This is a genomic window from Streptomyces sp. NPDC030862, assembly GCF_055571835.1.
Genome location: NZ_JBVIEN010000012.1, coordinates 52,561 through 67,336, shown reverse-complemented (window position 1 = coordinate 67,336; position 14,776 = coordinate 52,561). Strand labels below are relative to the sequence as shown.

Here is a 14,776-nt window from a genome sequence, read left to right as displayed (position 1 = left end):
CCGGTCGGGTCAGGGGTGGAGGGGGTTGGTGACGGTGACGTAGACGGACTGGGTGTCGACCGGGCCGACGAGTTCGTCCAGGCCGTGGAGCCGGGTGAGGAGGTTGGCCTTGCAGCGCAGGGTGGGGCTTTCGAGGAGCAGGCTCGGCAGCGGTGACCCGAGGGCCGTGGCGGTGGTGAGGAACTGGCGGAAGGCGGCGAGGAGGAGGCGTTCGTCGGCGAGGCGCTGGGCGCCGAAGGCGCCGATCAGGCCGAGGACGTTGTTGATGCCGAGGTAGTAGGCGAAGCGCTCGTCGGTGACGGCGTCCGGGACGAAGGTGTCGCTCTCGGCGCCGATACCGGGCAACCGGCGCTCCAGGGACGTGCGGTGGGACTCGCGGAAGTAGTAGCCCTGATTGTCGCGGTAGCGGCCGCCGGTGGGCCAGCCGTCGGGGTCGAGGACGACCAGGGTGTTCTGCTGGTGGGCCTCCAGGGCGACACCGGCCGTGCCGTCGAGCCAGAGCACCGGGCGTACGACGTGGTCGAGGTAGCGCAGGAACCACTCGGCGGCGACGGCTCCGGCGGGCCGGCCGGTGCGGGCGGCGAGGCGGGAGACGGTCACGGCGAGACGGGAGCGCATGCGGGTGCTGCCGGGCCACGGGCGGGGCGCGGTGAGGCTCGCGATGCAGACGGCGTCGTCGCCGGGGCCGAAGGGGTTGTGGCGGATCATGACGTCCAGTCCGGGGACGGGCTCGCCGGAGGGCGCGTCGACGGCGAGCCAGGCCGGGTCCCGGACGATGTCGAACCCGGGGTGTGCGGCCCGCCACTGCTTGCCCAGCCCCGTGCGCAGCAGCCGGTGGACCTCGACGCCCCGGTGGAGTTCCTTGCGGAGGTTCTCCCGGCGGGAGTTGGTGATGCGCAGGCCCAGCGACAGCTTGAGCATGGCGGGGGCGCCCGGCTGGTGGACGGTGCGGATGGAGGAGGTGGGGTACCAGGGCGTGCCGTGCGGGCCCAGGTCGCGCAGCAGTCCGGCGGCCAGGAGCTCGGCGACCTGCGGGCGGTGGCGCAGGTCGCGGGCCTGCCAGGGGTGCACGGGCAGCGCGACGGTGCCGTCGGGGAGTCGCAGGCCGGCGGCGAGGCGGGCGGTGATCCGTTCGGCGGGCAGGGGGCGGCCCTGTTCGGTCCAGGCGGAGTCGGCGGCCAGGACGGAGCGGTCCACGGCCATCCAGTGCAGGGGGAAGGAACCGTACGACTCGGGTGAGTAGAGCCGGGCCTCACCGTCGGAGAGCCCCTCGCGGCTCTTGGGCGTGGGGTGGAGCGGGTGGCCGAGCACCAGCGACTGCTCGCCGGCGAGGAACGCGTCGGACGCGGATACGGGGGTGGGCCGGCGGCGCCGGTGCGCGATGAAGTCGGCGGTGCGGCGGGCCGAGTCGGCGACCCGGGCCACCAGGTCGGCGCCTTCGGGGCGGGCGGCCGGGCGGTCCGGCTCGCGGGCGGGCACGCGGTCCGCCTCACGGGCCGGTTCGCCGCCCGGGGCAGCGCCCGGGTCGCCGCCCGGGGCGGCACGGTGGGTTTCGCGGCTGAGCAGGGCGGCGACCGTGACGGCGTCGGCGGGTGGGGCGCTGCGCGGGGCGCCTTCGAGGGCGGGCGGTCCGAAGCGGTGCCAGCCGGTGGCCGACCAGTAGTGGACGGGTACGAGCAGGGCGGTGCCGCTGGCGTCGAGCGGGATGCGCAGGGTGGGCCCGGCGGGCGCGGCCAGGTTCTTCTCCCGTACCCAGCAGCGCAGCAGGTTCTCGGTGGTCGCCGCGTCCGCCGCGCGGTGCGCGTCGGGGTCGTCGAGGTGGTCCTCGGCCATCGCGGCGGTGGCGGTGCGCCGCTCGGCGTACGCACCCGGCTGCTGGCGCGGCACCGTCGTCGACTCGTCCGCGCGGGACCCTCGGGGCAGGGGGCCGGGACCAGGGGGCGGGGCGGTGGGGCGGCCCTCGGCGTCGGCTGCTTCGGGTGCGGGGGTGGGGTTCACGGAGGGTGCTTTCTGGTGAGGGTGTTCGGGGTCAGCGGGACGGTCCTGTGTCGTTCGGGAGGGGATGGTGCCGGGTGCGTTCGGCGGCGGTGAGGGCGTCGGCGAAGCGGTCGAGGACCGCCGCGGCCTGCTCGTCGGTGAGGGTGAGCGGTGGCAGCAGGCGGACGACGGCGCTGTGGCGGCCGCCGAGTTCGACGATGAGGCCGCGGTCCAGGCAGGCGCGCTGGACCGCGGCCGCCAGGGCCGGGGCGGGCGGCGGAGCTCCGTCGTGGGGGCCTTCGGCGTCCGGGTCGACGAGCTCGACGCCGAGCATCAGGCCCCGGCCGCGTACGTCGCCGATGCAGGGGTGCATGGCGGCCAGGCCCTGGAGCCGGCCGAGCATGCGGGCGCCGAGGGTCGCGGCGCGCTCGGCGAGCCGGTTCTCGCGTACGAAGGTGAGGGTGGCGGCGCCGGCGGCCATGGCGAGCTGGTTGCCGCGGAACGTTCCCGCGTGGGCGCCGGGCTGCCAGACGTCGAGCGCCGACCTGTAGACGATGACCGCCAGGGGGAGGGAGCCGCCGATGGCCTTGGACATGACCATCACGTCGGGGACGACGCCGCTGTGGTCGACGGCCCAGAAGGCTCCGGTGCGGCCGACACCGGTCTGCACCTCGTCCGCGATGAGCGGGATGGCGCGGTCGGCGGTGATCCGCCGCATGCGGCGCAGCCAGTCGTCGGGGGCGGGGATGACGCCGCCCTCGCCCTGCACCGGTTCGAGGATCATTCCGGCCGGGTCGGGTACGCCGCTCTTCGGGTCGTCGAGGAGGCTCTCCGCCCAGCGGGCGGACAGTTCGGCGCCGCGTTCGCCGCCGACGCCGAAGGGGCAGCGGTAGTCGTGCGGGTAGGGCAGGCGGGTGACCCGTACGTCGGTGGCGCCGCCGGAGGCGTCCAGCGCGCCGGCCGTCATGCCGTGGTAGGCGCCGGTGAAGGCGAGGAGGCCGGTGCGTCCGGTCGCCGTGCGGACCAGTTTCAGCGCGGCCTCGACGGCATCGGTGCCGGCCGGGCCGCAGAACTGGATCCGGGCGTCGTCGGCGAGTTGGCGGGGCAGCGTGGCGAACAGCTCGGTGGTGAAGGCGTCCTTGACCGGGGTGGCGAGGTCGAGGACGTGCAGCGGTGCGCCCGAGTCGATGACCTTCCTGATGGCCTCCAGGACCACCGGGTGGTTGTGCCCGAGCGCCAGCGTCCCGGCGCCGGAGAGGCAGTCCAGGTACCGCCGCCCGTCCGCCCCTTCGATCGTCAGGCCCCTGGCGCGTACGGGCACGATGGGCAGCGAGCGCGCGTAGGTGCGGGCCGCCGATTCGCGGAGCGACTGACGGCGCAGGATGCCTTCGTGCGCGGCGGGCGGCGCCACCGTGGTTGGTTCGGTCGCGGCCACGTTTCGGGTCCTCCCGGCTGGAGCGGTCATCTGTCCCCCGTCCGTACCAACGACGAGGCCCCGCCGGGATCACGGTCGTCTCCGGATCCGTGCGGCCGTGGGGAGTTGGAGCCGGTGGGCGAGGCGGGTCGGGCGAAGCCGGCGGGGCGCGGGGGGAACCGTGGACCTGCCGCACACCGTCCCCACCGTCACCGGCATAGTGGGGGCCGCACTCCGGTGCCGTGGTGCAGAAGTTGTTCGAGACGTACGTGACGTACGTGGTTACGAAGTCCCAGGGGGATTCACGACATGCGACCCATTCGTCCGCTGCTCGCCGCAGCCTCCGTCGCCGCCGCGCTGGCGCTGACGGCCACCGCCTGCGGGCCGGGTGAGGACACCGCGGGCGGGGAGCCCACCGCTTCCGCCAGGAAGACCTCGGACGGGAAGATCACGATCCCGGACGAGCTGAAGGACCGGCTCAAGGAGCACGGGATCGATCTGGACAAGTGGAAGAACGGCGAGTGGAAGAACTGGGACAAGGACAAGTGGCTGCGTGAGGCCAAGGACTACGTCAACCCGATCATCGAGGACCTGTGGGACCCGGACCGGATGCGGGAGGCGGAGGAGCCGGAGCGCCCGGTCGAGGAAGAGGACATCTCCGGTGACGAGGGTGTCACCGACCCGACGCCCGCGCCGGTCGAGGCGCAGCCGGTGAAGGCGCCGTACCACTCGGGCGTCCCGGAGGCGGGCAAGCTGCTCTTCGACGGTCCGCAAGGCCCGATGGTCTGCTCGGCGACCGTGGTGAAGGACCCGGCGAACCCCGGCAAGTCCAACCTCGTGTGGACCGCGGGCCACTGCGTCCACGCCGGCAAGAGCGGCGGCTGGTACCGGAACATCGCCTTCGTCCCGTCGTACAACGACGGCGACAAGTCGACCGCCGAGCTGGAGAAGGCCTCGCGCGAAGAGGTCGCCCCCTACGGCGTGTGGTGGGGTGACTGGGCACAGACCTCGGAGCAGTGGATCAACGAGGGCGCGTCGACCGGTGGCAAGGGCGCGCCGTACGACTTCGCGGTCATCCACGTGACGCCGGAGAAGGGCGGCAACGGCAAGTCGCTGGAGGAGACGGTCGGCGGGGCGCTGCCGGTGGACTTCAACGCCCCGGCCACGCAGAAGATCGCGAGCATCACGGCGACCGGCTACCCGGCGGCGCCGCCGTTCGACGGCCAGAAGATGTTCCAGTGCGCGGACAAGCCCGGCCGGCTGTCCCTCAAGGCGGACCAGCCGACGATGCACCGCATCGGCTGCACCATGACCGGTGGTTCGTCCGGCGGCGGCTGGGTCGCGGAGGGCCAGGACGGCAAGCCCGCCCTGGTGTCCAACACCTCGATCGGCCCGGTGTCGGCGGGCTGGCTGGCCGGCCCTCGCCTGGGTGACGAGGCGAAGGGCGTGTTCGACGAGGTCAGCAAGAAGTTCGCGGGCCGCTAGGTCGTGTCACCGGCGGCGGCCGGTGAGTGCTCTCGTGGAGAGTCCGTGCAGGTGGTGCCGGGTGGCGACGCGGCCCGGCACCACCTGCATAGAGTGGGGGCACATCCTCACGCGGCGGTCCCGGAAGACCGCCCTGTGGCGTGACAAGTTCATGGCAATACACGCAGGTGCGCGGCGCGACGGCCGGACCCTGCGCTTTCATGGGGGAGTCGTTTCATGCGATCCATACGTCCACTGCTGGGCGCCACCGGCCTGGCCGCGGCGCTCGCGCTGACGGCCACGGCCTGCGGCCCCGCGGAGGAGAAGCCGGCCGACAAGCCGGCGGCCTCCAGCCCCGCCGGCGGGCAGGGCGGTCAAGGGGGCACCGAGCTTCCAAAGGACCTCGCCGACAAGCTCAAGGAGCACGGCGTCGACCCGGAGAAGTGGAAGAACGGCGAGTGGAAGAACTGGGACAAGGACACGTGGCTGCGTGAGGCCAAGGACTTCGTCAACCCGGTGATCGAGGGGCTGTGGAAGCCCGAGCGGATGCAGACCGCCAAGTCGCCGCAGAAGACCATGGCCGCCGGGGACCTCTCCGGCGACCAGGGCGTCACCGACCCGGAGCCGGCCCCGGTCCAGGCCGTGCCGGAGGAGAAGCCGTACCACAAGAACGCCGCCCCGGTCGGCAAGGTCTTCTTCGACTCCCCCGAGGGCTCGATGGTCTGCTCGGCCACCGTGGTCAAGGACCCGAAGAACCCCGGCAAGTCCAACCTCGTGTGGACCGCGGGCCACTGCGTCCACGCCGGCAAGAGCGGCGGCTGGTACCGCAACATCGCCTTCGTCCCCGCCTACAACGACCTGGGCAAGAGCCCGGCGCAGCTGGAGGGTGCGCAGCCGCAGCAGATCGCCCCGTACGGCGTGTACTGGGCGGACTGGGTGGCGACCTCCGGTGAGTGGATCTCGCAGGGCGGCCCCACCGGAGGCGAGGGCGCTCCGTACGACTACGCCGTGATGCACGTGAAGCCGGAGAACGGCACCAAGTCGCTGGAGGAGACGGTCGGTGTCGCCCTCGACATCGACTTCCAGGCCCCGCAGGCCGTCGGCATCCCGGCGATGGGCGCCTGGGGCTACCCGGCCGCCCCGCCGTACGACGGCGCGCTGATGCACAAGTGCGTCGACCGGCCGGGCCGTCTGACCCTCAGCCCCGGTACGCCGACGATGTGGCGGATCGGCTGCACCATGACCGGCGGTTCGTCCGGTGGCGGCTGGTTCCGCGAGGTCCCGGGCGAGGACCGGCTGGTGCTCGTGTCGAACACCTCCATCGGCCCGGTGACGGCCGGCTGGCTGGCCGGACCGCGCCTGGACGAGGGCGCGCGGGGCATCTACACGATGATGAGCGACAAGTTCGCCGGGCGGTGACCCGGACGGGGTGACCCGGACGGGGTGAGACCCGGACGGAGTGACTCCGACAAGCGGACAGGCCGAAGGCCCGCCCCCTCACCTGGAGGGGGCGGGCCTTCGGTTCGTGCGGTACCGCGTCAGTGCGTCGCGGGGGTGAACCGGGCCAGCGCGGCGGCCAGCTCCTCGTGCACCCGCGCCTTGAGCAGCGTGCCCTCGGCGGTGTGCTCCTCGGAGAGGACCTCGCCCTCGGCGTGCACCCGCGAGACCAGCCCGCCCTGCGTGTACGGCAGGAGGACCTCGATCTCGACCTCCGGCCGCGGCAGCTCCGCGTCGATCAGCGCGAGCAGCTCGTCGATGCCCTCGCCGGTCCGCGCGGAGACGGCGATGGAGTGCCGCTCGATGCGCAGCAGCCGCTGCAGCTCGACCGGATCGGCGGCGTCCGCCTTGTTGATCACGACGATCTCGGGGATGTCGGTGGCGCCGACGTCCCGGATCACCTCGCGCACGGCCGCCAGCTGCTCCTCCGGCGCCGGGTGCGAGCCGTCCACCACGTGCAGGATCAGATCGGCGTCGCCGACCTCCTCCATGGTGGAGCGGAACGCCTCGACGAGGTGGTGCGGCAGGTGCCGGACGAACCCGACGGTGTCCGCCAGCGTGTACAGGCGGCCGCTCGGCGTCTCGGCCCGGCGCACGGTCGGGTCGAGGGTGGCGAACAGCGCGTTCTCCACCAGCACGCCCGCGCCCGTCAGGCGGTTGAGCAGGGACGACTTGCCGGCGTTGGTGTATCCGGCGATCGCGACCGACGGCACCTTGTTGCGCCGCCGCTCCTGCCGCTTGATCTCGCGGCCGGTCTTCATCTCCGCGATCTCCCGGCGCATCTTCGCCATCTTCTCGCGGATCCGTCGGCGGTCCGTCTCGATCTTGGTCTCACCGGGACCACGGGTGGCCATGCCGCCGCCCGAGGAGCCGGAGCCACCGCCACCCATCTGCCGGGACAGCGACTGACCCCAGCCGCGCAGCCGCGGCAGCATGTACTGCATCTGCGCGAGCGAGACCTGGGCCTTGCCCTCGCGGGACTTGGCGTGCTGGGCGAAGATGTCGAGGATCAGGGCGGTCCGGTCGACCACCTTGACCTTGACGACGTCCTCCAGGTGGATCAGCTGGCCCGGGCTGAGCTCACCGTCGCAGACGACGGTGTCGGCCCCGGTCTCCAGCACGATGTCCCGCAGTTCGTTCGCCTTGCCGGAGCCGATGTACGTGGCCGGGTCCGGCTTGTCGCGGCGCTGGATCACCCCGTCGAGCACCAGCGCACCCGCCGTCTCTGCGAGCGCCGCCAGCTCCGCGAGGCTGTTCTCCGCGTCCTGCACGGTCCCCGAGGTCCACACGCCGACCAGCACCACGCGCTCCAGGCGCAGCTGCCGGTACTCGACCTCGGTGACGTCCTCGAGCTCGGTGGAGAGGCCCGCGACACGCCTCAGGGCGGCGCGCTCATGGCGGTCGAACTGGTCGCCGTCGCGCTCCCCGTCGATCTCGTAGCTCCAGGCGACGTCCTCTTCCATCAGGGCATCGGCCCGAAGGCTCTCGGTGCGGGTGGTGTCCGCGAAGCTCTGTGCGTCCTGGGAAGGGGAAGAAGAGGAGGTCATTGGATCCTTACGTCGAAGAAATACTCGATTCGTCAGGCTCAACGCGTGACTCCCCCGGATGATTCCCGGGGCGGGTCCCAGGCAACCCCGGGGGCCCGGCAGCGCCGCCGACCCGATGATGGTCGCACGGTACCGCGGGCCCGTCACGCGAGTTTCAGCGCTTCGTCGAGGGCTGGGCCTTGACCGGGGCCTTGCTGCGCCAGTCCGGGTGGCCGGGCATGGGCGGGGTCTTCTCGCCGTACAGCCAGCCCTGCAGGAACGCGCTCAGGTCGCGGCCCGCGATGTCGGAGGCGAGACGTACGAAGTCCTCCGTGCCGGCCGTCCCGTGGGCGTGCTCGGCCACCCAGCGCCGCTCCAGCAGCTCGAAGGCGTCCTTGCCGATCTCCTGGCGCAGCGCGTACAGGACCAGGGCGGAGCCGTCGTACACCACCGGCCGGAACAGGCTGATCTTCTGGCCGGGGGCGGGAGGCTTGGGCGCGGCCGGGGGGCCGCCCGCCGCGCGCCAGCCGTCGGAGGCGATGTACGCGTTCCGCATCCGCTCCTCCAGCGACTGCTCGGCGGTCTCCTCGGCGTACAGGGCTTCGTACCAGGTGGCGTGGCCTTCGTTGAGCCACAGGTCGGACCAGGTGCGGGGGGAGACGCTGTTGCCGAACCAGTGGTGGGCCAGCTCATGCACCATGATCGCGTCGACGTACCACTTCGGGTAGTCACCGTCCCGGAACAGGGAGCGCTCGAAGAGGGACAGCGTCTGGGTCTCCAGCGCGAAGCCGGTGTCGGCGTCGGCGACGAGCACGCCGTACGTCTCGAAGGGGTAGGGCCCGACCCGGCGCTCCATCCACTCCAGGTGCTGCGGTGTCCTCTTCAGCCACGGCTCCATGGCCTCCCGGTCGGCCGCCGGGACGACGTCGCGCACGGGCAGCCCGCGCGGGCCGGTGCGTTCGACGACGGCGGAACGGCCGATGGAGACCTGCGCGAGCTCGGTCGCCATGGGCTGGGCGGTGCGGTAGAGCCAGGTCTGCGTGTCGCCCGTCCGCGCCTGTGCGACGCGGCGTCCGTTGGCGACGACGGTGAGTTCCGCGGGGGCGGTGACGCGGAAGGTGAAGTACGCCTTGTCGGCGGGGTGGTCGTTGCCGGGGAAGACCCGGTGGGCGGCGTCGGCCTGGTTGGCCATCGCCAGCCCGTCGCCGGTACGGACCCAGCCGCCCGCTTCCCGGGAGTCGCGCGGGTCGCTGGTGTGGGCGACGGTGATGGTCAGCGGCGCGCCCGCCTCGACCGGCTGGACCGGCTCGACGACCAGGTCCTCGCCGCTGCTCTCGTACTCGGCGGGCAGGCCGTTGACGTGGACGCCGCGCACGGTGCCGTGGGTGAAGTCGAGGTTGACCTGCTCCAGCCGGGCCGTGGCCCGCGCGTCGATCTTGGTGAGGGCGTCCATCGGCTTGGTGTTGTCGCCCTGGTAGGTGAGGGCGATGTCGTACGCGAGGACGTCGTAGCCGGGGTTGCCGAGGTGCGGGAAGAGCGGGTCACCGATGCCGAGCGGCTGGGGCGCGGGCACGGCGGCGGCGACCAGGCAGCCGGCCGACGCCGCGGCCAGCAGGGCCACGCGGACGCGTCGGGACGATCGCGCGAGCGCTCGCGGCGTGAATCGCGGTGTGATGAAAGGCATGGGGCAACCGCTACCAGCGCACCGCGCACGCGCCGTGACGGCGCGCGCCCGGCGCACCTCCCGCGCACCCGAACGGCGTCGTACGCCGCCTTCGGGCGGTAGGGAGTGTCCGCAAAGTAGCGTCGTCCGCCCAAAGGGCGGGCCTGGCGGCGTCTGGGGGTACCCCCAGGCGCAGCTCTGGGGGAGCGTGCGATCGCAAGGCGGAGGATGGAGCCACTGCGGAGCATTGGCGACTGACGACAACGCGGCTGGGGGCACCCCCAGGCGCAGCTCTGGGGGAGTGCGTGCCAGGCGTCGCCAGGCTGGGGGCACCTCCCAGCGGTAGCTGGGGGAGGGACTTTGCGGACACGACCTAGGCGCGGCTCACGTCGTACACGCCCGCCACGTCGCGCATCGCGCGCATCAGGGCGGGCAGCCGGGTCGCGTCGGGGAGCTGGAGGGTGTAGGTGTGCCGGACGCGCTGTTCGGTGGGGGGTTCCACGGTGGCGGAGATGATCGCGGCGCCCGCCGTGGCGATGACGTCGGTGAGGTCGGCGAGCAGCCGCGGCCGCCCGAACGACTCGGCGACGAGCGTGACGCGGCAGTCGGCGGTGTCGCCCCAGCTCACGGGCGTGGGCACGCGTCCGAGCGCCTCCATGCGGCGGACGGCCGGGCACTCGGCGCGGTGGACCGTGACGTTTCCGCCGCGGACCGAGAAGCCGGTGACCGCGTCGGGCGGTACGGGGGTGCAGCAACGGGCGAGGCGGACGGGCGCGCCGGGCAGGCCGGCGACGACGGCCCGGGCGCCCGGCCCGGGCGGGGAGGCGGGGCCGGGGCCGGCCGGGCCGCGCTCCGCGGGAGGGGCGGCGGCGGGCGGCTGCTCCGAGGCCGGCTCCGGCTTCGCGGCCTCCGGGTGCGCGGCCTCCGGGTGCGCGGCGAGCCAGCGGGTGATGGCGATCCGCGCGGCCGGGGTGCTGGCGTGGTCGAGCCAGTCGGGCGAGGGCCCGGAGACCGCGTCCTGCGGCGGGTCCTGGGCGAGCAGCAGCTGCACGGTGTCCCCGTCGCCGAGGACGGTGCCGAGGGAGGCGAGGCGGCCGTTGACGCGGGCGCCGACGCAGGCGTGGGCGGCCTCGCCGTACTGGGCGTACGCGGCGTCCACGCAGGTCGCGCCGCCCGGGAGCGCCAGGGTGCCGCCGTCGGGGCGGAAGACGGTGATCTCGCCGTCCTGGGCGAGGTCGGCGCGCAGCGAGGTCCAGAAGGTGTCGGGGTCCGGGGTCGCCTGCTGCCACTCCAGGAGGCGGGAGAGCCACCCGGGCCGGGTCGGGTCGGCGCGCTCGCCGTCCTCCCCTTCCTCGCCGTGCTCGGCGCCGTCGGCCGTGGCACCCGGGGCGTACGGGTTGCCGAGGGCGACGACGCCCGCCTCGGCGACCTTGTGCATCTGGTGCGTACGGATCAGGACCTCGGCGACCGAGCCGTCGGGGGCGGCGACGGCGGTGTGCAGCGACTGGTACAGGTTGAACTTGGGCGCTGCGATGAAGTCCTTGAACTCGGAGATCACGGGTGTGAAGCAGGTGTGCAGTTCGCCGAGGACGCCGTAGCAGTCGGCATCCTCCCCCACCAGGACCAGCAGGCGCCCGAAGTCCGTGCCGCGCAGCTCGCCGCGTTTGAGCCTGACCCGGTGCACGGAGACGAAGTGGCGCGGCCGGACGAGGACTTCGGCGGGGATGCCCGCCTCGCGCAGGACGGTCCTGACGTCGTCGGCGATGGCGGCGAGGGCGTCCCCGGCGGTGGCGTTCTCGGCGATGAGGGCGCGGGTCTGCTCGTACTCGGCGGGGTGGAGGATCGCGAAGACGAGGTCTTCCAGCTCGGTCTTGAGGGCCTGTACGCCGAGCCGTTCGGCGAGCGGGATGAGGACGTCGCGGGTGACGCGGGCGATCCGCGCCTGCTTCTCGGGGCGCATGACGCCGAGGGTGCGCATGTTGTGCAGCCGGTCGGCGAGTTTGATGGACATGACGCGGACGTCGTTGCCGGTGGCGACGAGCATCTTGCGGAAGGTCTCGGGCTCGGCGGCGGCGCCGTAGTCGACCTTCTCCAGTTTGGTGACGCCGTCGACGAGGTAGCAGACCTCGTCGCCGAACTGCTCCCGTACCTGGTCGAGCGTCAGGTCCGTGTCCTCGACGGTGTCGTGGAGGAGGGAGGCGGTCAAGGTCGTGGTCTCGGCGCCCAGTTCGGCGAGGATCAGCGTGACCGCGAGCGGGTGGGTGATGTACGGCTCGCCGCTCTTGCGGAACTGGCCGCGGTGCGAGGACTCGGCGAGGACGTACGCCCGGTGCAGCACGGCGAGGTCCGCGTCGGGGTGGTGCGCGCGGTGGGCCTCGGCGACATGGCCGATGGCGTCGGGCAGGCGGTCCCGGGCGCCTGGACCGAGCAGGGCGGCGCGGCCGAGCCTCCGGAGGTCGATCCTCGGGCGGCCGCGCCGGCGGCTGGGCGCGGGGTTGGTGGCCTCTGCGCTCATGGGGCACCTCCGGCGGGGTCTACCGGCGGTGGGCGGGCCGACATGCCCGCCGGGCCGGTGCTTGATGCTACCGAGCCCACCACGTCGAACCGACCGGCTCCCGCCCAGCGCGAACGGGATCACCCATTCGAGCGAAGCCTCAGGCGGTGGCGTTCTCCGCGAGCCAGGCGGGGTCTATGCGGCCCTCGGCGACGATGACCGCGGGGCCGGTCATCTCGATCTCGCCGTCGGGGTGTTCCGTGATCGTGAGGGTGCCGCCGAGGACGTCCACGGTGTACGTGACCGGGGTCCCGGTCTCGGCCGGGTCGGCGCCGTCCCGGCGGGCCGCGGCGACCGCGACCGCGCACGCGCCGGTGCCGCAGGAGCGGGTCTCGGCGGCGCCGCGCTCGTGGACGCGCATGGCGACGTGGCGGGGGCCCCGGTCGGCGACGAACTCGATGTTGACCCCGTCGGGGTAGACCGCCGCGGGCTCGTACGGCGGCTCGGACCGCAGGTCTCCCGCGTGCGCGAGGTCCTCGACGAAGGCCACGGCGTGCGGGTTGCCCATGTTGACGTTCCGCGCGGGCCAGCTGCGGCCGTCGACGGTGACGGTGACGCCGTCCTCGGGCAGCCGGGCGCGGCCCATGGCGATGGTGACGTCGCCGTTCTTGGCGAGGTGGGCGCGCTTGACGCCGCCGCGGGTGGCGATGGCGATCTCCCCGGCGGTGACGTGGCCCGCGTGCTGCAGGTAGCGGGCGAAGACGCGGACGCCGTTGCCGCACATCTCGGCGACCGAGCCGTCGGCATTGCGGTAGTCCATGAACCACTCGGCCTCACCGGCCATGTCCCGCGCCTCGGGGTGCGCGGCGGAGCGGACGACGTGCAGCACCCCGTCGCCCCCGATGCCCGCCCGCCGGTCGCAGAGCCGGGCGACCGCGGAGGCGGTCAGCTCGATGGCGTTGTCCGGGTCCGGCACGATCACGAAGTCGTTCTCGGTGCCGTGGCCCTTGAGGAAGGCGAGGGGCGTGGTCGTCATGCGGTCCATCGTACGAGGGGGGTACGACAGCGGCCCCGCCCGGCTCAGCGGAGGCGGGCGACCCGCCACACGGCCAGCGCCACGAGGACGGCGACGCCGGCCGCGTACAGGGCGATCACGCGCCAGTCGGGGCGCTCGCCGGAGCCGCGGGCGGGCAGGCCGGGCCAGGTGTAGCCGACCCGGCGGGCGGCCATCATGCCCCAGCCGGCGGCGCACCCGCAGAGCAGCAGGCCCAGCATGGGGAGGACCGCGCCGCCGTCACCCGAGCCGAAGGCGAGCGGGAAGGCGAACATCAGCGAGCCGATCGCGGCGAGTCCCACGATGGGGGCGAGCTGCCAGATGCGCAGCCTCCGCTGCGGGCGCAGTTCGACCTCGACCTCGTCGGGGGTGATCTCCTGGGCGCCGTCCTCGTCGAGCTCGGGCCCGTCGGGGCTCAGGCCCGGCGCGCCGGAGGCGCCGGGGACCAGACCCTGGACCGCCCGGCCCTGGGCCGCCTGGGCCTGGACCGCCTGATCCCGGGCTGCCCGGTCTCGGGCTGCCTGGTCTTCGCCCGGTGCCATGTCGTCCGGTGCTTCGTACTGTTCTCTGTCGCGAGGGCCGGCCTCCATCGCCACGCGCCCTCCCAACTCGGACTCCACTGGTCGATCGATGCTCGATGATGGCACGGTCCCGGGCACCGGAATGACGGGCAGGGCGTCCCGATGCCATCACGTGATCAGGCTGTAACCGGTCGTTCGACCAACGTCAGGGCTTGCCGCGGGAGTTCCGCGCGGTCCGCGGCCGCGCCGCTGAGCCAGTGCACGCGCGGGTCGCGGCGGAACCAGGAGTCCTGGCGCCGCGCGAAACGCTTGGTCGCGCGTACGGTCTCGGCACGCGCCTCGTCCTCGGTGCACTCGCCCGCGAGCGCGGCGAGTACCTGCTGGTAACCGAGGGCGCGGGAGGCGGTGCGGCCCTCGCGCAGCCCGCGCGCCTCCAGTTCCCGCACCTCGTCGACGAGCCCCGCCTCCCACATGCGGTCCACGCGCACAGCGATCCGTTCGTCGAGCTCGGGGCGCGCGACGTCGACGCCGATCTGGACGGTCTCGTACACCGACTCGTGGCCGGGGAGGTTGGCGGTGAAGGGCTTGCCGGTGATCTCGATGACTTCGAGCGCCCTGACGATCCGGCGGCCGTTGCTGGGCAGGATGGCCCGGGCGGCGTCCGGGTCCGCGGCGGCGAGGCGGGCGTGCAGGACGCTGGAGCCCCGCTCCTCGAGCTCGGCTTCGAGGCGGGCGCGGACGGCCGGGTCGGTGCCGGGGAATTCGAGGGCGTCGACGGCGCCGCGCACGTACAGCCCGGACCCGCCGACGAGGACGGGGACGCGGCCGTCGGCGAGCAGCCGGTCGATCTCCGCGCGGGCGAGCCGCTGGTACTCGGCGACGCTGGCGGTCTCGGTGACGTCCCAGATATCGAGGAGGTGGTGCGGGATGCCGCCGCGCTCCTCGGGCGTCAGTTTGGCGGTGCCGATGTCCATCCCCCGGTAGAGCTGCATGGAATCGGCGTTGACGACTTCGCCGCCCAGCTGCTGGGCGAGGAAGACGCCCAGATCGGACTTTCCGGCCGCGGTGGGGCCGACGACGGCGATGACCCGCGGGGCGGGAGCTGCGCTTCTCACCGACCCAGTCTCGCAAACCTCACCGACTGTCCCCGAACGAGTTACGTGACG

Annotated in this window: 11 protein-coding genes; 3 read left to right on the top strand and 8 right to left on the bottom strand. The window is 73.3% G+C overall.

Annotated features, from left to right (window positions below):
* Positions 1-9 precede the first annotated feature (9 nt).
* Together ACZ42X_RS29085 and ACZ42X_RS29080 are read right to left on the bottom strand one after the other, a co-directional pair.
* On the bottom strand, positions 10-1,998 hold the full coding sequence (locus ACZ42X_RS29085; protein ID WP_468296101.1) for an IucA/IucC family protein: 1,989 nt from the start codon (positions 1,996-1,998) through the stop codon (positions 10-12).
* Positions 1,999-2,029: 31 nt separating this feature from the next.
* Complete coding sequence (locus ACZ42X_RS29080; RefSeq protein WP_468296098.1) at positions 2,030-3,412, bottom strand: diaminobutyrate--2-oxoglutarate transaminase family protein; 1,383 nt, start codon at positions 3,410-3,412, stop codon at positions 2,030-2,032.
* A gap of 288 nt (positions 3,413-3,700) precedes the next feature.
* Here ACZ42X_RS29080 and ACZ42X_RS29075 point away from each other — a divergent pair, with 288 nt between their 5' ends.
* Complete coding sequence (locus tag ACZ42X_RS29075) at positions 3,701-4,876, top strand: trypsin-like serine peptidase (protein ID WP_468296095.1); 1,176 nt, start codon at positions 3,701-3,703, stop codon at positions 4,874-4,876.
* Positions 4,877-5,092: 216 nt separating this feature from the next.
* Positions 5,093-6,274 carry a trypsin-like serine peptidase gene (locus ACZ42X_RS29070; RefSeq protein ID WP_468296092.1) on the top strand — a complete coding sequence of 394 codons (1,182 nt, stop codon included), beginning with the start codon at positions 5,093-5,095 and terminating at the stop codon, positions 6,272-6,274.
* A 119-nt stretch (positions 6,275-6,393) separates the two neighbouring features.
* On the opposite strand, the gene hflX is transcribed toward ACZ42X_RS29070, so the two are convergent.
* The 6 genes from hflX to miaA all read right to left on the bottom strand — a co-directional run bounded on the left by hflX (position 6,394) and on the right by miaA (position 14,725).
* Positions 6,394-7,899: a GTPase HflX gene (hflX, locus tag ACZ42X_RS29065; protein ID WP_361426964.1), complete on the bottom strand. Its 1,506-nt coding sequence runs from the start codon at positions 7,897-7,899 to the stop codon at positions 6,394-6,396.
* 154 nt (positions 7,900-8,053) lie between these two features.
* Positions 8,054-9,562 carry a M1 family metallopeptidase gene (locus tag ACZ42X_RS29060; protein ID WP_468296089.1) on the bottom strand — a complete coding sequence of 503 codons (1,509 nt, stop codon included), beginning with the start codon at positions 9,560-9,562 and terminating at the stop codon, positions 8,054-8,056.
* Between the two features lie 352 nt (positions 9,563-9,914).
* Positions 9,915-12,056 carry a RelA/SpoT family protein gene (locus ACZ42X_RS29055; protein WP_468296086.1) on the bottom strand — a complete coding sequence of 714 codons (2,142 nt, stop codon included), beginning with the start codon at positions 12,054-12,056 and terminating at the stop codon, positions 9,915-9,917.
* 139 nt (positions 12,057-12,195) lie between these two features.
* A complete protein-coding gene (dapF, locus tag ACZ42X_RS29050; protein WP_468296083.1) occupies positions 12,196-13,071 on the bottom strand; it encodes a diaminopimelate epimerase in 876 nt (291 codons plus the stop codon).
* 44 nt (positions 13,072-13,115) lie between these two features.
* Entirely contained in the window at positions 13,116-13,685 is a 570-nt protein-coding gene (locus tag ACZ42X_RS29045; protein ID WP_468296080.1) for a hypothetical protein, read from the bottom strand.
* Between the two features lie 101 nt (positions 13,686-13,786).
* Complete coding sequence (gene miaA / locus ACZ42X_RS29040; protein WP_468296077.1) at positions 13,787-14,725, bottom strand: tRNA (adenosine(37)-N6)-dimethylallyltransferase MiaA; 939 nt, start codon at positions 14,723-14,725, stop codon at positions 13,787-13,789.
* Between miaA and ACZ42X_RS29035 the strand changes: the two genes are divergently transcribed.
* Positions 14,694-14,774 (top strand): hypothetical protein, encoded by an 81-nt coding sequence (locus tag ACZ42X_RS29035; RefSeq protein ID WP_355356955.1) that lies wholly within the window; start codon positions 14,694-14,696, stop codon positions 14,772-14,774. The two genes, miaA and ACZ42X_RS29035, sit on opposite strands and share 32 nt — an antisense overlap.
* The last annotated feature ends 2 nt before the right edge of the window (positions 14,775-14,776 follow it).